Source organism: Paenibacillus sp. BGI2013 (assembly GCF_002843485.1).
Lineage (GTDB): Bacteria > Bacillota > Bacilli > Paenibacillales > Paenibacillaceae > Paenibacillus > Paenibacillus amylolyticus.
On sequence record NZ_PJFA01000009.1, the window covers coordinates 170,910 to 188,349 of the forward strand.

12 protein-coding genes are annotated in these 17,440 nt (G+C 46.8%); 2 read left to right on the plus strand and 10 right to left on the minus strand.

Features of this window, described 5'->3' with window-relative positions:
* Positions 1–257: 257 nt before the first annotated feature.
* From CXK86_RS21480 to CXK86_RS21510, 7 genes are all read right to left on the minus strand, one after another.
* Entirely contained in the window at positions 258–1,535 is a 1,278-nt protein-coding gene (locus CXK86_RS21480) for an S-layer homology domain-containing protein (RefSeq protein WP_370511438.1), read from the minus strand.
* A gap of 339 nt (positions 1,536–1,874) precedes the next feature.
* Positions 1,875–3,386 (minus strand): extracellular solute-binding protein, encoded by a 1,512-nt coding sequence (locus CXK86_RS21485; protein WP_083684726.1) that lies wholly within the window; start codon positions 3,384–3,386, stop codon positions 1,875–1,877.
* 180 nt (positions 3,387–3,566) lie between these two features.
* A complete protein-coding gene (locus tag CXK86_RS21490) occupies positions 3,567–4,679 on the minus strand; it encodes a glycoside hydrolase family 88/105 protein (RefSeq protein ID WP_076252920.1) in 1,113 nt (370 codons plus the stop codon).
* A gap of 24 nt (positions 4,680–4,703) precedes the next feature.
* On the minus strand, positions 4,704–6,203 hold the full coding sequence (locus tag CXK86_RS21495; protein WP_076252921.1) for an extracellular solute-binding protein: 1,500 nt from the start codon (positions 6,201–6,203) through the stop codon (positions 4,704–4,706).
* 62 nt (positions 6,204–6,265) lie between these two features.
* Positions 6,266–7,138: a carbohydrate ABC transporter permease gene (locus CXK86_RS21500; protein WP_036617041.1), complete on the minus strand. Its 873-nt coding sequence runs from the start codon at positions 7,136–7,138 to the stop codon at positions 6,266–6,268.
* A 43-nt stretch (positions 7,139–7,181) separates the two neighbouring features.
* A complete protein-coding gene (locus CXK86_RS21505; RefSeq protein WP_076212382.1) occupies positions 7,182–8,135 on the minus strand; it encodes an ABC transporter permease in 954 nt (317 codons plus the stop codon).
* A gap of 282 nt (positions 8,136–8,417) precedes the next feature.
* Positions 8,418–10,754, minus strand: a complete 2,337-nt coding sequence (locus CXK86_RS21510; RefSeq protein WP_179087918.1) for an AraC family transcriptional regulator — start codon at positions 10,752–10,754, stop codon at positions 8,418–8,420.
* 527 nt (positions 10,755–11,281) lie between these two features.
* On the opposite strand from CXK86_RS21510, the gene CXK86_RS21515 reads away from it, so the two are divergent.
* Entirely contained in the window at positions 11,282–13,285 is a 2,004-nt protein-coding gene (locus tag CXK86_RS21515; RefSeq protein ID WP_101314541.1) for an endonuclease MutS2, read from the plus strand.
* Positions 13,286–13,331: 46 nt separating this feature from the next.
* Positions 13,332–13,676 carry a cysteine-rich CWC family protein gene (locus CXK86_RS21520; RefSeq protein WP_144029826.1) on the plus strand — a complete coding sequence of 115 codons (345 nt, stop codon included), beginning with the start codon at positions 13,332–13,334 and terminating at the stop codon, positions 13,674–13,676.
* 60 nt (positions 13,677–13,736) lie between these two features.
* Here the strand turns inward: CXK86_RS21520 and CXK86_RS21525 are convergent, their stop codons facing one another.
* From CXK86_RS21525 to CXK86_RS21535, 3 genes are read right to left on the minus strand one after another with little or no spacing between them, the layout of a single operon-like run.
* Complete coding sequence (locus tag CXK86_RS21525; protein ID WP_101314542.1) at positions 13,737–14,882, minus strand: mannitol-1-phosphate 5-dehydrogenase; 1,146 nt, start codon at positions 14,880–14,882, stop codon at positions 13,737–13,739.
* Entirely contained in the window at positions 14,879–15,313 is a 435-nt protein-coding gene (locus CXK86_RS21530) for a PTS mannitol transporter subunit IIA (RefSeq protein ID WP_101314543.1), read from the minus strand. Before CXK86_RS21530 ends, CXK86_RS21525 begins: the two co-directional genes overlap by 4 nt.
* A complete protein-coding gene (locus CXK86_RS21535) occupies positions 15,310–17,412 on the minus strand; it encodes a BglG family transcription antiterminator (protein ID WP_101314544.1) in 2,103 nt (700 codons plus the stop codon). The genes CXK86_RS21530 and CXK86_RS21535 overlap by 4 nt, the downstream gene beginning before the upstream one ends.
* Positions 17,413–17,440: the final 28 nt, after the last annotated feature.

Genomic DNA, 17,440 nt, shown 5'->3' on the forward strand with positions numbered 1-17,440 from the left:
GGTCCGTTAGTGTGATCTGCCCTGAAGCTACCATTATCAAGCTGATACCAATAAACACCCGGATTCGCTACCCTTTCTAACGACTGTATTGTATTTGAAATTTCTTGTTTCTTGGGTCCATACGAATCCGAGCTTGCAGCTTCTATAGGCGATGATAAATTCAAACATAGTATATTAATAAGAAAAATTAAGATAACAATTAGGTATTTCTTCTCACCATGGACCTGCAAAAACACTTCACCACCATTTAGTACTACTTACATATTCTGAATTTGTAGTACATTTTCACTTTTTTCATTAAAGATATATGCCCCACTTTTCCCTGCTAAAACGGATGTGATCCAAAATCTCTTCTTCACATCTTTTTTTATCAAATCTCTCGAACTTTCCGGAATAGTAACTAAACCGTTCTTAGAGGTGTGCTTAAGATCCAATCGATTAAATTGTAAAAAACCACTATATAGGCCACCATTGAAGGTGATTAAGTTGGATTTATCAATTTTGGATGTAAAAGATATATCTGCAAAAGCCATATAATTACCTTTGAATAGATGTGTTTCTGGACCAATAAATAATGGTGCATAGATACCTTTTGCTTTACCTTGAGTAACATCCACGACGATATATCTATGGAGTGTAACTACACCAGATTTATTGGATAAATTAATTTCTTCTTTTGATATATCACTAACTTTGACTGAATTCTTAGTGTACCTATAATTACTAATCGTCGTTAAATTCGTACCCGTCGTGCCGACCTCTCTCATTTCATTCAGGTCACTATACTTCCCGGCATCCGTGCCCTCTACGTCCATATAACGCAGCAAAATGGCCGATACTTCTGCACGAGTGGTGGAGTCCGCTGGTTTTAATGTGCCATCCTGGAATCCACCGACAATGCCTGTCCCACGGACAAGGGCAAGATACGGAATCTGCTCAGCACGAATGGTGCCACGGTTCACTTCCGGTGTGGGAAGCAGCGTGTTTTTTGTATCGTTAAAAGCATCCTGGAAGCTGGCTCCGGACTTGATCAGTCCATTTGCAATCCATTTCATCATCTCGTAACGCGTCAGTTCCGCATTTGGATTGAACCCTTTGGCGTAATCGCCAGCATTAATGAATCCTTGTCCAACAAGTTGGCTAACCGCGGCTTCAGACCAATGGCCCTTGAGATCAGCAAAGGGATTCTGCCCCTCTACCTTCTCTAGTCCAGTCGCGCGGGCGAGTATGGTCGCATATTCCCCACGCGTAATTTTGCCATTGGGACGAAACGTTCCGTCCTGGTAACCTGAGATCAGATTTTTTTCATAAGCTTTGGCAATTGTCGCTTGAGCCCAGTGGCCCTTGATATCCTTGAACTTGCTAAGGGCAGTGTCACTTGTTCCCGATGCGGCATTCGCTGTTGAAGTAAAATGTACGGGGCCCATCGGTAATAGTGTTCCTGCCAATACAGCTGTCGTTAATAATCCGACGATCCACACGTTCCGTTTTTTCTTCTTCTCGTGTCCTTTGATCTGCTTCTTCAATCTACTCACGCTCCTATGTACCTTAGTATGGGGATGCTTTACGTGGTCAATCTAGTCACTTCTCTTCATAACCAAAACCTAAATTTGCCATAATAATCAATATTCTACCATGTTGTACTAGGCTATTGATATTATTTTTCGTCCATCCCCGTTACTTCAAGGTGTGCGCCCCTCCTTCCATAGACCCATTTCATTCGCCTAAAACACAAAAAAAGGCCATGAATCCGCAGATTCATAGCCTTATGCTTTAAGGGTGTGGTTTTTCTTATGATATTGGAAAAATGAACTCACTCATAGAATAAACCATATCATTCCATTTGATCAACCTTTTTTTTATTTCAGCCAGCTTTATTTCCCGTTTAATTCCTTATAGGATGCTTCAAGTTCTGTGATCAATTGATCACCACCGGCTTTTCTCCAGTTTGCGATTTCCTGCTCCCAACCTGCGTCATCGATTTTACCCATAATGTACTTGGTCTGCGCATCCCAGATCATCTGATCCAACTCCTGACCACGCTCAGTATAGATTGCCGAAGACAAGGTGAGTGCCGGATTGGCAATGGCGTATTGCTCATTCTCACGCGCCATCTTTGTACCTTTCATACCAATGGGAACATCGACGAGTTCAGGTACATTATAACCTTCAATACTTAACAAATTATCCCGATATGGCTTCACTTCACGCTGATAAGCGTCAAAATCCTTAAGTTCGGTTTTCCCATCAGCAGTCTTGCTGTAGTGCACATCGAGCAATCCACGGAGTTGTAACGCGCTTAATTCCTCATCCATCAACTGGTCTAGGAAGGTAAGAACCTGTTTCAATTGCTCCTCATCCGTAACGGATGCCTTCGGGATGACCAGCATTCCGTAGTTTCCCGGCTCCCCGGCGATTCGAATTCCGTCGGTTCCCTGGAACGGAGCCACATCAATCTCTCCATCCGGAGCATTAGGCGTAAGCCGCTGCTGGGAGGACTTCCCGTTCTGGGCCACACCGTTAAGCTTCATGCCAACTAGGCCGGAATCCATTTTTTTGTCCGCATCAGAAGGGTCCAGAGCAGGGAAATCACTATTAATCAGTCCCTCGCTGAACAGTCGCTTGAAGAGTTTCATTGTATCCACATATTCGGTAGTCAAGAACTCCGGGGTCAGTTTCCCAGCATCATCCACTCCCCATTTGTTAACACCGCCAATACTTACAGCAATCCGCGTCAGTGGGGAAGAGACACCCTCATTATACTTTTTGAAGAGCAGTGCACCGTACGTATCTTCCTTACCATTTCCGTCAGGGTCATCCTTGCGAATGGAGCGCATCACTTCATACCAGTCATCCAGCGTTTTTGGTATATCCAGCTTCAATGTATCAAACCAGTCCTTGCGATATACGATCGCAGTCCGTCCAATATCCCGGAAGTTCGGAATACCGTAGACCTTGCCTTCAATTTTGATATTGTTAAAATAAGCTTCGGATTGGGCAGAAAGATTCTTATAATCCTTCAAGTAAGGCCCCAGTTCCCAGAACAGTCCCGTTTTGGCGGCATTAAATGTTGTCGGTACATAATTCACACGCATAATGGTAGGCATCTCACCTGAAGCAACCATAACATTCACCTTATCATCAAAAGCAGACTGCGGAATCCACTGTACATTGACATCCGTATTTGTATATTCCTCAATCTTCTTTTCAATCCCGTTCTCCTTGGCCGGTATATCACCTACCTGCATTAAAGAGATGGAAATGGGAAGTTTACCTTCCCCTGCAGCAGGTGCTTTTTCTCCCCCGCAACCTGCAAGCAATCCAGCGGACATAGCACCAATTACAACGATTCCGCCTAAACGGGACATTGGACCTTTTGGACTCATGAACCATCTCTCCTTTTGGATAAGGTTATGTACACAGACCACTCCGATGACAGAACAACCTTCAGATCGCTGTTATCCCCAGATTTTTTGATTCCCTTTTATAAAGGGGAAAATCCGGGGATAAAGGCGAACGCTTCGCTTCCTCAGATTATTTCTGCCCTCTCCGTTCTCATGTACATGTTAGTTGGACTTGTAAAGTTCAATCTCCACTCCTGCCAAAATGAACGGAGCGACCGACTTCGGATCATTGATCCGAATGGACTCGGTCACATAATACTCATAGGACCCGTCACGATACGGGCTTCCTCCAAGACCGGCTCCGCCATTACACTGCGTCAAGGACAGCACGCCTTCACGGTCCGTTTGCAGCAGATGCTGTAGCAGACCCTGATACCCTTTTTCTGCAATCGCTTTGAACTTGCCACTTAGATATCCTTTACGCACACCTTTGGCCAATGCATAGACAAACATTGAGGTCCCGGAAGCCTCCAGATAGTTCCGCTCACGTCCCGGTTGATCCAACAAATGTGGCCATAGTCCGGTCTGCTGATCCTGTACATGCACTAGTGCGTTTGCTACCCGTTCGAAGATACCCACAATCTGTCCGCGCTGCGGATGATCTACCGGCAGATGATCCAATGTATCCACAACCGCCATCACATACCAGCCCATCGCCCGACTCCAGACATGTGGTGAACATCCCGTCTCACCCGAACTCCAGCGCTGCTCTTTGCTCTCATCCCAGGCATGGTACAAGAGACCACTACGCGGATCACGTGTACGTTGCTCCACCAGCAAGAGCTGCAGAGCCGCCTTGTCAAACCACTTCTCTTCACCCGTCACTGCGCCAAACTGGGTCAGATACGGAGTAGCCATGTACAATCCATCCAGCCACATCTGGAAAGGGTAAATCTTTTTGTGCCAGAACCCGCCTTCACTCGTATGTGGCTGTCCCTTAAGCTGAGTCATAAGCAGCTCCGCAGCTTTGCGATATTTTTCTTCACCCGTTTTCTCATGTAGTAGGAACAGTGATTTTCCCTGATTGATCTGATCCAGGTTATATTCCTCAACCGTATAGGAGCGAATGGAGCCATCTTCCTGAACAAAATGATCCATCAACTCACGGATGTAGTCAAAATACTTTTGCTCCCCCGTATGTGTATACAGCTCCTCCAGTGCTTTCAAAAAGCAGCCGTTCTCGTAATGCCAAGTGGCGTACAGCTCATGGTTGCGATAACTTTCCATGAATTGCTGTGCCATGCGCACCGATGTGAGTTGCAGTGTTTCCTTCATGATCAAGCCTCCGCTTCCGGCTCTTTATTGAGCCTGTTTTTTATAATCTTCGGCATATTCCTCACGAATCTTGTTTCCACCCGCATTGCCCCAATTCTCGATTTCCTTTTCCCAGCCACTTCGATCGATCTTGCCCATAATGTATTTGGTTTGTGCATCGGCAATCACCTGATCCAGATCCGCCCCGCGGTCACCATACGTTGGAGAATATAACGTCAGTGCAGGGTTTGGCACAGCGTGCTCCGCCAGTTCCTTGGCAAGTGCCGTACCTTTTTCACCCAGTTCGGTATCCTTCAATTTCGGTACGTTATAGCCTTCGACATAAGGAAGGTTGTCACGGTAAGGCTTCACTTCACGCTGGAATGCATCGAAGTCACTCATCTCCACCTGATCTTCGCCCACTTTGGTGTAATGTTTGTCTTCCATACCACGCATCAACAGGGTCGCCATCTCAGGGTCCATCAGTTTATCCAGGAAGGAGAGCAGGTTCTTGAGTTCTTCTTCCGATTTCACCGTTGATTTAGGGAATGCCAGTATTCCGGAGTTACCCGTCTGTCCTGCAACACGATCTCCGTTCGCTCCAAGCAAACCAGCGATGTCTACCACACCATCCGGATTGTTTTTGGACAAACGCTCTTGCTGACTTTTTCCGTTCTGCGCAACACCAACACGGATACCAACAACACCGGAATCATACTTTTTCTCCGCTTCCGTAGAGTCGAATACGGCAAAGTCCTGGTTCAGAAGTTTCTCATCGTACAAACGTTTCAGCAGATCCAGCACCTGCATATATTCCGGTGTCATGAATTCCGGCGTGAAGCTGCCATCATCTTCGACCTTCCACTTGTTAGGTGCACCAAAACTTACGCCAAGGCGCGTTGTGAAGGAATATTGATCCTCATTATATTTTTTGAAAAGCATCAGTCCAAACGTATTATCCTGACCATCTCCATCCGGATCCGAGGTAGCCAGCGTTTTAATCGTTTCATACCATTCATCCGGTGTGGTTGGCACCTTCAGATTCAGTTTCTCGAACCAGTCCTTGCGATAGATCACTGTAGCCCGCGCAATATCGGAGAACACAGGAACCCCATAAATTTTGCCCTCTACCTTGATGTTGTCAAAAAAACGCTCGTTCTGTGCCGACAGATTTTTGTAGTCTTTCAGCAAAGGTCCCACTTCCCAGAACACGTCATTACGCATTGCGCTGGTCACCGTTGGGTTATATTGTACTTTCACAATTTTCGGCATATCGCTTGAAGCGATCATCACGTTAATTTTGTCATTGTAGGCCGAAGCCGGAATCCACTGGATATCCAGTTTGGTATTGGTATACGCTTCAATCTTTTGCTGAACTTCATTGCCTTTGCTTGGCACATCACCCACCTGTGCAATGGCTATGGACACATTTTGTACGCCGCCCTCGGCAGCCTGACCCTCGTCTGATCCGCATCCTGCCAGCAAACCTGTCACCAGTGCCAGTGTGCTTAAGACAGCTACGGCTTTCTTTTTTGTTGCTTTCATAACATGAAAACCTCCCTTTTTTTATGCAGTCATACTGAACTGACTTTGAACCATGTGACGACTCAACCTTTCACCGAACCCAGCATCACGCCTTTTGCAAAGTGCTTTTGCAGGAATGGATATACCAGCATAATCGGGATTGTGGAGAATACGATAACCGCCATGCGAATGGTAAGCGGCTGGATCTCGGTCTCTTCGATACTCGTGTCTCCGATTCGGCTCTGTGCCAGAATGACAATCTCACGCAGCCAAACTTGAACAGGCCACTTCTCACTATCGTTGATATAGATAACAGCGCTGAAGAAACTGTTCCAGTGGGCCACCGCGTAAAAGAGTGAAAATGTCGCCATGGCTGGCATGGACAACGGCAGTACAATCCGGAACAATACGCTGACATCGTTACATCCATCAATTTTGGCTGCATCCTCCAGTTCATCGGGAATGGCTTGGAAGAAGTTTTTCAGTACAATCAAGTTAAATGCACTAATAGCAGTAGGTAACATCAGTGACCACAACGTATCCGTCAGGTGCAAGGATTTCACGACAAAGTATGTTGGAATCATCCCGCCACTGAAGAGCATCGTGAACAATACACCGAGCAAAATGGGCTGGCGTCCACGCAAATATCTTCTGGAGAGCGGATACGCCATAAGTGACGTAAACAGCAGGTTAATGAAGGTACCGATCACCGTAATATAGACCGATACACCCAGACTGCGAATCAAGGTATCTGTAGAGAAAATGTAACGGTACGCAGCCAGAGAGAACTCTTTTGGAAAAAGAATGAATCCTCCCTTAGCCACTTCATGCGGACTGGTAAATGAGACGGCCAAAATATAAATGAACGGGATGACCGTCACAATTCCAATCAACAGCAGCAAGCCGTGATTGAGAAAATCAAAGATCCGGTTGCCCCACGTTTTATCCTGTTGCATCAATGTTCACTCCTGTCTGGTGAAGAACGTCTGCACCCAAAGGTTAGTAGACGCCTTCCTCCCCGAATTTTTTGGCCATCGTATTGGCACCAAGGACAAGCGCCAGCCCGACAACCGATTTGAACAACCCGACAGCCGCACTATAACTGTACTGTGCCTGTGTAAGACCCTTTGTGTACACGTAGGTATCAAATACCTCGCCCACATCCCGGTTTGTCGGAGTCAGCATCAGGAAGATCTGTTCAAAGCCTGTATCCAGGAAATTGCCCAGACGCAAAATGAGCAAAATGACGATGGTACTGCGAATGGCCGGCAGCGTAATGTGCCAGGTTTGGCGCCAGCGATTGGCACCATCAATCCGTGCTGCTTCATAGAGCTGTGTATCAACACCGGAAAGTGCCGCCAGGAAGATAATTGTGCCCCAACCAACTTCTTTCCAGATGGATTGTCCGACAATCATCGTTCGGAACCAACCAGGTTCAAGCAGGAACGCCACTTTTTGTCCTGTCAGGTTATAGAGCAATTCATTAATTGCACCACCCTCAGTTGTGAACAGCATGTAGAACACACCGACAACAACAACCCAGGAAACAAAGTGTGGAACATAGACGAGCGTTTGTACAAATCGTTTGAACCGTTCACGGCGAACTTCATTCATCATGAGTGCCAGTACAATCGGCAGTGGGAAAAAGAACACAATGTTATAAATGGCAAGTAAAAACGTATTTCGAAATAATGTCCAGAACTGCGGTTCTCCGAAGAAACGCTGGAAATGTTTGAACCCTACCCAGTCACTCCCCAAGATGCCCTTGTAAGGCGTGTAATCCTGAAAAGCCATCGTGATGCCATACATGGGTATGTATTTGAAAATAACAAAGTAAAGCACACCCGGTATTAACATGATATACAGCCACCGGTTTTTGATAATGTCCCTCCACAGCAGGTTTTTGTCACTGCGGGTAGCGGGCCGTGTTCGAGCCGCCGTTTCGGCTTTCATATTGTCTTCCTCCCCACATTGGAAACGATTACAAAATATCACTTCCTGAATTCATGTCTTCATTGTGGAGGATAAACGAATGACTGGCTATCGTCTCGTTTTAGCCTTTTGTTTTTCCTTATGTAGCAAGGGTTTAGCTCATTTATATCACAGAGTTCAAAGGCGCAATGAACTGCTTTCAACCTCTATATTCCTGTCTTAACTTCATAGAGAAAAGTGGTCTTCTTCCTTCATCCAAACATAAAAAAGCCTGCCTGCCATGGCGGGCAGAGCAGGTTTGTTTTATCGCTGCTGCTCCCGGTACTTGCCGGGGGTGGTTCCTGTGATTTTGCGAAATGTACGGATAAATGCGGTTGGGTTGGTATAGTTTAATTTCTCGGCAATCTCCGATATTTTAAGATTTGTTGTTTGCAGCCATGTCTTTGCTTTTTCCATACGATACTCTGCGAGATATTCCGTAAAATTGACTCCAGCTTCCTTCTTGAATACCCGACTTAGGTAAACAGGGTGAAAATTAAGCTCAGCGGCACAGGCTTCCAGCGACAATTCACGATCATAACGTTCCTCGATCAAACGAATCATACGTCTCGCAATATTCATGTATTGGGATTCTTCCTGCTCTCGCCAGAAACGAATGACGGGCAGGAACAGCCGCTTGCGGAACCAATTGGTCATTTCGTCCAATGTGGACAACTTCAGCAAATGTGACATGGATGCTTTTTCACCCAGTACTTCGGCTACATCCCCGCCTTGCTCCTGCACAAGCTGATATACACGAGACAATAACTGAACCATAATGACGGGGTATTCACTGAAATGAAGCTTTTTGTCTGCAAGCAGTCCCAAATATTGCTTAAAGTAGGTGTCCGTCTTCTCTTCATCTCCTTGCTTGAGCGCAGACGCGAGCTGATCCTCGATCATACGTAACTGGGTATACAACGCGGCCTCCATCTGACCACGTGGCTGAATATCCTCGTAATGCAAAATAATACGGCTGCCCAGACTGACCCGGCCCTGCAGAGCCTCGCGGCTCTCTTGAACCGCTCTTGGCGTATCTCCGATACAAGCGTAAGAACGACTGATGCCAATACTTACGGGCAGATTCAGGTAGGTCACGACACGTTCGCGAATCCAGTCTGCCTGAGTATGCATCCATTCCTTCAGTTTCACCTCATCCGTCAGTTCGGAGGCAAGTACGGTGACCTGAGCATCATCCAGCATGACCGGGGTGAACCGAACTGCCGAAGGAAGGAGCTCACCTACCATATTGTTGACAGCAAACAGCAGCAGATCGCGATCCTGTTCCTCATATCGGGTTCCTTCCAAGGTATCGATCTGGAGCATGAGTACGCCAAGATTTGCCCACCCTGTCGGGAAATCGTACAATTCTCCCTGATATCTGAAATCCTCTTCCGAGATTTTGCCTGTGAGCAGTTTGGTCATAAAAAACTCCTGGAGATGCACATGCTGCCCCTTCATCTGCTCACGCATCGTTTTCTCCGAGCTGAACAAGGTTGACAATTGCTCCTCAATATAGATAAATTCATCCTGTCGGCGTCCTGACGGAGCAACTGGGGAATCCAACCCCTTCGTAAATTGCAGCAGTCTGGAGATCGGTGAGTACATCCGCCGACTGCCGTATATGGCGAACAATCCCGTTACACATAACATGACCAGTGTAGCGATACCGGTAACCAATGCAATTTTCTGTGACTGGGCCGTAATCTGTCCAAGAGATACAACGGACACGTATAACCAGCCATTGAGCGGAGATTGCCTATAGCTAACCGCCACTTGATTACCTTCCACCTCCGCACTGAAGAAACCCTCTGGCTGGCCCGTCGTTTGCACCATTTCCTGAATTTCCTTATTCAGCCCGTCATATTTCCCGCCTTGCTGCATATCGTTCAGAAAATACTTCTGCTCCCGATCCAGAACGTACATATCTCCAGAATTCGTATTTCGGCTCAAGTAGGTACTCAGTTCCGTATCGGCGATATCAATTACAAGAAATCCCTTTGGTTTCACATTGGTTGGTATCATCGGGATTTTGAATACCATACTGACCACATTATCCGATGATATAAGAGCAGGTGCCTGTTCGGGTGTTAGTTCACCCATACCTGCTGACACAGGTACACTTTCTTTGGCTGAACTGGCATTCTGAGTGACCCAGAACAGGCTGTTGGTATAACTTAGGTAGGAGCCAATTCGGTCTCGAATGCTGAAATCATCCAATTTGCCAAAAGAACGCATCGAAACGACCCAATCTTCATCCAGATTGACCAGATAGGCTTGGTCAATGTTCGTAACCGCTTGCAAGTTGTTAAAACCTGAGGTCAGATCACGAATCTCTTGGAATTCGCTGCTGTCTAGTGGTTTCTTCATCGCTTGTAGTACCAAGGGCGAATTAACATACTGGATGGATGATAATTGCAGGCTGCGCAGAACTTGTTCCACCCTCATTTGGGTCTGATGCAATATCTGAAGATTGCTCTCACGCACTTTCTGTTCAATGTCACGTGATGCAATCGTATACGAGACCGAACCAATAACAATGACCGGAAGGGCTCCGAGGATCAGGGTAAAACAGAGCAAACGCAGTAAATACTTCGGCAAGAAGAGCATCCTCCTTTATACGTATGTTTATTAAAATAAATCGCTTTCATTGGATTAATTTACTATTGTTATTTTAAAACCCATTCTTATTCAAGTCCACTCATTTATTCTAAAGGTTGACTTCAAACCAATTTCCAGTTTATATTGGTTGCATATTCCTCAATCAAAGGAGAGATTTTTAATGTCGGTGAATGTTCTTAACTAACCAAGTTTAATATTCAGGAGTTTGGCCTTTCATTGCGCTTGTGCCCGTATGGCATACGTGTATTTCATGATGCGCCAGATCCCTGTACTTAGTTAAGAACAGCGGATATCATAAATCGCCTCCGGGATTGTAATTGTCCGGGTCTATTTCCGCGCTGAGTTCAGCGCGGATTTTTTAATATAGACCTGTAGTGGACTTTGCTTTCCCATACGTTTAGGGCGGAGAATGACGTTTGTTCATTCTCCGCCCTTTTTGCGTTTTCCAGGAATATGTTTCAGCGCGTCAACTGAAATCCCAATTCAAATTCAAGGAGAGATTACGCATGAATGAGAACACATTAAACAGTTTGGGCTATCCACAAATTCAAAAAAACGTTGCAGACTGCGCCCTGTCTTATCTGGGCAAACGTTATGCCAGAGAACTAAAACCGATGGTAGATGCTCACCTGATCGAGATTCGCCTGGAAGAAACAGCAGAAGCTGCTGCGTTGATTCGCTTCGGGGCCAGCATCCCCCTCCCTTCACTCGACGGAATGGAAACCATTATGGCTCTGCTTGGCACCGGTTATCTATTCAGTGAACGCGACTTCAGTCATCTCGCTCAGTTCCTGCGAAGCTGTGCACAACTTATGAAATACATGGAGGGCAAATCCGGGGCCGCTCCCACTGTCAGTCGTTATGCAGCATCCATGATTCTGATCGAACCTTTGCTGAGTGAGATCGAGCGCTGCATCCATAGTGGACGCATTCAGGATCAGGCAAGCAAAGAATTGATTCGAATTCGTAAAAAAATGACGGTGAATGAGGAGCGCATGAAACGAAAGCTTGATTCTCTGGTGAGTAAACATCGCTCCATTATGCAGGAACATGTCATCAGCCAACGGGGAGGAAGAACGGTCCTGCCCATTAAGAAAGAGTTCCGTAAACAGGTGAAAGGCAGTGTACTGGATGAATCCGGGAGCGGGCAAACCGTATATATCGAACCTGTTGAATTAGTAAGTTTACAGATGGAATTGGCCGCTCTACAAGCGGAGGAGTCCCGAGAGGAGATGAGAATTCTCGGTGATTTAACCTCTCTGACCGAATCGTATAACCGTGAAATCGCTCTGAACACCGAAACGGTAGGTGTAATGGACTTCCTGTTTGCCAAAGCCAAATATGCGGCCACCATGGATGGGCGTACCGTTCGAGTCAATACACAAGGCCAAATCAGCCTTCAACGTGCACGTCATCCATTCATGGGTTCTTCCATGGTTCCACTTGATTTTGCCATCGGCAGAACGTATTCGTCGCTCATTATTACTGGCCCGAATACCGGGGGTAAAACGGTCGCACTCAAAACGCTAGGTTTGCTAACCCTGATGATGCAATCCGGTTTGCTTATTCCGGTGGAAGAAGGTGGCGAGATGGCCGTTTATAACGAGGTAGCGGTTGATATTGGTGACGGACAGAGTATGGAACAAGCGCTCAGTACATTCTCTGCACATATTCGCAATATGATTGGCATACTGGAACAGGCCAATACGTCGACTCTGGTGCTCATTGATGAGATGGCTTCCGGCACAGATCCCGGTGAAGGTGTTGGACTGTCCATCGCCATGCTGGAGGAACTTCACAGCCGCGGAGCAACCGTTGTGGCGACAACACATTTTGGTGAAATCAAACATTTTGCAGCTGCCACGCCAGGATTCGAAAATGCCCGTATGGAATTTGACACCGTTTCTCTCCAGCCGCTGTATCGATTGCGTATCGGAGAAGCTGGTGAAAGTTACGCCTATTCCATCGCATTGAAGCTAGGCATGCCACAGCGAATTATCGAGCGATCCAAGTCCCTGTCAGATCAAAGTATTTCAAGAGATCGTACATTCGTGTTCACGTCACCTCCTTTGGAAACTCCGGCCCTGACGCCTGATCGTTCCGTTGCAGAATCAGTCAGCCCAGCAGAGTTATCCAAGTGGGATAAGTGGAAGCAACCAAAAGATTCATTAGGTCTCCACAAAAAGACAACAACCAGAGAGTCGGATTCTCCTACTCCTGCCAAAACTTTTCGCAAAGGAGATCGGGTGTATGCGGCCTATCTTAATCAGTCGGGCATCGTCTGTGATGTCGAGGATAGCCGTGGAAATATCGGGGTCATGTTACGTGGACGCAAAGTAAAAATCCATAAGAAACGCCTGACCCTGCATATATCTGCCGATGAGCTTTATCCGGGTGACGATTATGACTTGGACATTATGCTAGAAACAAAGGAAAATCGAAAGAAACGTAAGTTGATGGGACGCAAACATGTGGAAGGCCTACAGATCGAATTACCGCCTGAAGAATAGCCGATGAGAGAAACAGATGTGGTGAACTGGAAGTCATATATACAGAGTGAAATCCATAATCACCGGCGTATTTCTGTTATACTGGGACCAGTATGTTCAACTTCAGCTCGTAGCTATTCCACAGGGAGGGAAAAACTGTATGTCTGCAGAACAAGACGATCAAGAGCACATCCATATCGATGTTCTTGTCTGCCCATTATGCGGGGAAGCTAATCGCTGTTCCTATGCCGCAGGACATCCTCATTCGGAATGCTGGTGTAACCGGGCTACTTTCCCCGAGGGTGTGTTTGACCGCATTCCGCCAGAGCAGCGCCGAAAATCCTGCATATGTCAACGCTGTTTGGACGACTATGCCGATAAACGCCAACCAAAAGAAGAGCCACACAGTTAATAACTGTATGGCTCTTCTTCATTATGCCTCATCAATACTGTTAGCTTGCTACCACTGTTCTTACATTTGGTTATACTGGGCAACAGCCTGTTCAAGCACCGGATGATGCTCATCCATGGACGTATAATGGTGGAGCGCAGCTGTAATCCCCTTCTGGCGGATCATGTTCTGCAGTTCAACTGCTTCCGGATCATCGGAGACATCGAACTTGCAGGCTGCTGCCATACCCATAGCCAGATAAGTCGTATCAGTTCCATCCGCATATGCCTGAAGGGCCGGGCGAACCAGACGATCATTCGGAGACAACTTGCGCAACGGGGAACGACCAACACGAGTAACCTCATCAGTAAGATACGGGTTTACGAATCGTCCCAATATTTTGACAATATACTGCTCATGTTCTTCCGGGTTGAATGCAAAACGCTTCACTAGAACTTTTCCAGTTTCCTGCAAAGCACCGTAGACAATCGATTTCACCTTTTCATCAGCAATAGCCTTCTGAATCGTGTCATACCCGTGCACATTACCTATATATGCTGCAACGCAGTGTCCTGTATTAACAGTGAACAGCTTCCGTTCGATATACGGCTCCAGATCATCGACATATACAATGCCCTCAATCGGTTTGAATGCTGGAGCCATCTGGGAACGATCCACCACCCACTCGTAAAAAGGCTCCACCTGTACATGCAGAGGATCTTCATGATGCTGAATAGGTACAATCCGGTCTACGGCCGAGTCGGGAAAATAAATGTACTGATCTGCAAGGGAACGTACCTTTTCATCGAGTAGAGAATATACATGCTCTTTCAATTGTGTACTTGCTCCAATGGCGTTCTCGCAAGCGATAATGTGAAGCGGGTTTTGTGCCGGACCGGAATTCAGTCTTTTCTCAAGTCCCTTTGCAATACCTGGTGCAATATGTTTCAGCACGCCTACGCCCACCGCGGTTGTAATCAGATCAGCTTCCACCACGTTTTGGGCAACCGTCTCCAGCTGGGTTCCATCGATTGCATTTACACCTGTAACGGTCTCCTGATCCTTGCTCTCGTTGGCCAGTTCCACCGTATACTGCCCCCGTTGCTGGAGAGCCGTTACCAAGGTCTGATTCACGTCGGAGAAAACAACCTCATACCCTGCACGGGAGAGGATCAAGCCGATAAACCCGCGTCCAATGTTACCTGCGCCAAAGTGTAGGGCCTTCATAGCTCCATTTCACTTTCCAGAATAGTTATAACTTCTTCGGCTGTTTTCGCCAGACGCAGAGCCTCCATATTCTCATCCTCAGCACAGATCACCGCGATGCTAGTCAAGATCTCCATATGTTCCCCGCCTTGAGCCGCGATACCAATGACCATATAGGCTTTTTCTTCGCCAAAATCAACACCCTGTGGATACTGAATGACAGAGATACCTGTCGATAAAATGAAAGCTTTGGATTCCTTTGTACCGTGCGGAATAGCCAAGCCGTTCCCTACATAGGTCGAGACAATCTCTTCACGCTCAATCATCTTCTCAATGTAATCAGCGGTAATATGTCCCGCATCCTTCAGAATCTGCCCTGCCATGCGAATCGCTTCGTATTTGTCCTGAGCCGTCGCATTCATGATGACTTTATCTGTTGTTAACATACTCATAATGGTTGACCTCCAATTTCGGTTTTACTGCGATAAAATCCAACAAGTTCCTGGGACAGGTAATGAATGAGTTCATCCCTGATTCCTTTTTCCAGCAATGTAATCATTTCCTCCTGTAATAACAGTGCGCTGATCTCACTGAGAACCTCCAGGCTTTCCTTGGATAATTCTCTGGGACCGAGCATCAAGAGGACATGGGTAACTCCTGCCGGATCATCCGGCGTACAGAGGAGTGGCTCAGTGAGCTGAAACAAGCTAATAGACGGCCTGTAAATTCCCTCACTGCGTGTATGAAACAGCGCAAGTCTTGTACCGGGAATCTTCTGACTCCCCACTGCTTCACGTGCCTCCAACCGTTTTGCGATCTCCCCCGGTTCCTTCAACACACCAGATCCATGGAGTACGTTGCACATCGCATATACGGTTTTATAGAAACCGATATCTTGGTTATCCAACGGATACACCTGAAACTTGCCAATAATTCGGACGATTTCAACTAAAATAGCTTCCATTCCATCCGGGTCCGAGTAACGACTTGTCGTCTGAACCTCGGCTTCACGGGGCTTATTATGCTGTCGTTGTAATGTTGTTGTTCGGATAAAATGACGCAGACGTTCGCTCTCTTCTGCCGTAAGCAGTGGACTCACTTTGTAATACTGATGCTCATCCATCGGCAGATCAACAGTGGATAACACCAGATCATATTGATCTGTAGGCATCCGGGCAGCTTCATACCAGGACACGCTGTCCATGATCCGAATCTCGGGAATCTCCTTGGACAGTCGGCTGGAGAGCATACGTGATGAGCCGATTCCGCTTGTACACACGATGATTGCCCTGATCTCACGTTTCAGTGCACGTAACCTCTCGATGGAAGCGCCAAAATGCATGACCAGGAAACCAATTTCTTCATCCGGAACTTCTGTGCCTGGCCAAGCTTGATGCACGGATTGTTTGACCTCTTCGAAGAGGGAATCATAATCCTTGCGAATCTGCTGCAGTAGCGGATTACGAATTATCTGTTGCCCTTCAATCCGCTCCATTACAGGTTGCATATGACCAAGCAGACCTTCACGAAGCAAACGATCCTCATGAAAGGCGTAATGCGTTCTCGCCTGCATCTGATCAATCAGTGAATGTACCCTGTCCAGTAAAATCAAGTCATCTATTGGCAACAGCCGCGAAGAGTGAATTCGCTGCTCTGTCTCAACTAATAGTCTGTGAAAATAAGCTTGCTCATCTTGGGAGAATGTCAGCCCCAGCTGGGTCGATAACACACCACACAAGCGGGAAGCCATACAAGGTGGAACCTTCATCTCATCCTGCTCTGCGACTTCATCTCCCTTGTTCTCCAGGGGAGGTATACGGCCAATACCAAAGCCTTTACGAATACGTACAACCGCTACGGATAATTGAATCAGCAACTTCATGTATTGGCGTTCCGGGATGTTCTCCAGCCATTCGATGTCTGGTTGCCATAATGCATTTTCGACCGTAAGCACATCACCGTGTCCAATCATATCCAACAATTTTTGGTTTACGATGGAGCCTCCCTGTTCTGGCTGTCTTCCGAATAGGTCCGACTCATCCAAAAATTCGAGAGCAAGTGCAGCTATGGCTGTGCGATGAATCGTCTCACTTCCGTTAATCTTGACGCCATATCCTCGTCTGCGAACCAGCTTTAGTCCCGCCTGACGAATTCGTGACTCCAGATCGTCCAGATCAGTGGTTACGGTGGATACGGTCACTTTCAGATCCGAAGCCAAGGCGAGTAACTTTACAGGCTCCGGTTCATCCAGCAGGATGCAAAGCATGAAGAGCTTACGCTCTTCTGGCGTAAACTCTACATATTCTTTACCCTCTAGTTGCTGGCGCAATACAGCCAGATCATCGGAACTGGCATCGATTCGGATACCGGTTCCTGATTTTTTTTCCAGCCTCATGCCCAAAGGTTCAAGCCATTGTTCAATCATTTGCAGCTCCCGGTGAACCGTTCGGGTACTGACCTTTACTTCAACGGCGATTTCGCCGGCAGTGACTTCATGTGGATGCTCCAGCAGGAACTCCACGATTTCACGTTGTCTTTTGGTAATACTCATATCTCAGCCTCCGGCTCAGGGAAAACAA

What these genes read in the sequence shown, in the direction of transcription:
- CXK86_RS21490 (WP_076252920.1), bottom strand. Translation starts at nt 4,679, where the DNA reads ATGAAGGAAACACTGCAACTCACATCGGTGCGCATGGCACAGCAATTC.
- CXK86_RS21535 (WP_101314544.1), bottom strand. Translation starts at nt 17,412, where the DNA reads ATGAGTATTACCAAAAGACAACGTGAAATCGTGGAGTTCCTGCTGGAG.
- CXK86_RS21530 (WP_101314543.1), bottom strand. Translation starts at nt 15,313, where the DNA reads ATGAGTATGTTAACAACAGATAAAGTCATCATGAATGCGACGGCTCAG.
- CXK86_RS21500 (WP_036617041.1), bottom strand. Translation starts at nt 7,138, where the DNA reads ATGCAACAGGATAAAACGTGGGGCAACCGGATCTTTGATTTTCTCAAT.
- CXK86_RS21525 (WP_101314542.1), bottom strand. Translation starts at nt 14,882, where the DNA reads ATGAAGGCCCTACACTTTGGCGCAGGTAACATTGGACGCGGGTTTATC.
- CXK86_RS21495 (WP_076252921.1), bottom strand. Translation starts at nt 6,203, where the DNA reads ATGAAAGCAACAAAAAAGAAAGCCGTAGCTGTCTTAAGCACACTGGCA.
- CXK86_RS21505 (WP_076212382.1), bottom strand. Translation starts at nt 8,135, where the DNA reads ATGAAAGCCGAAACGGCGGCTCGAACACGGCCCGCTACCCGCAGTGAC.
- CXK86_RS21485 (WP_083684726.1), bottom strand. Translation starts at nt 3,386, where the DNA reads ATGAGTCCAAAAGGTCCAATGTCCCGTTTAGGCGGAATCGTTGTAATT.
- CXK86_RS21515 (WP_101314541.1), top strand. Translation starts at nt 11,282, where the DNA reads ATGAATGAGAACACATTAAACAGTTTGGGCTATCCACAAATTCAAAAA.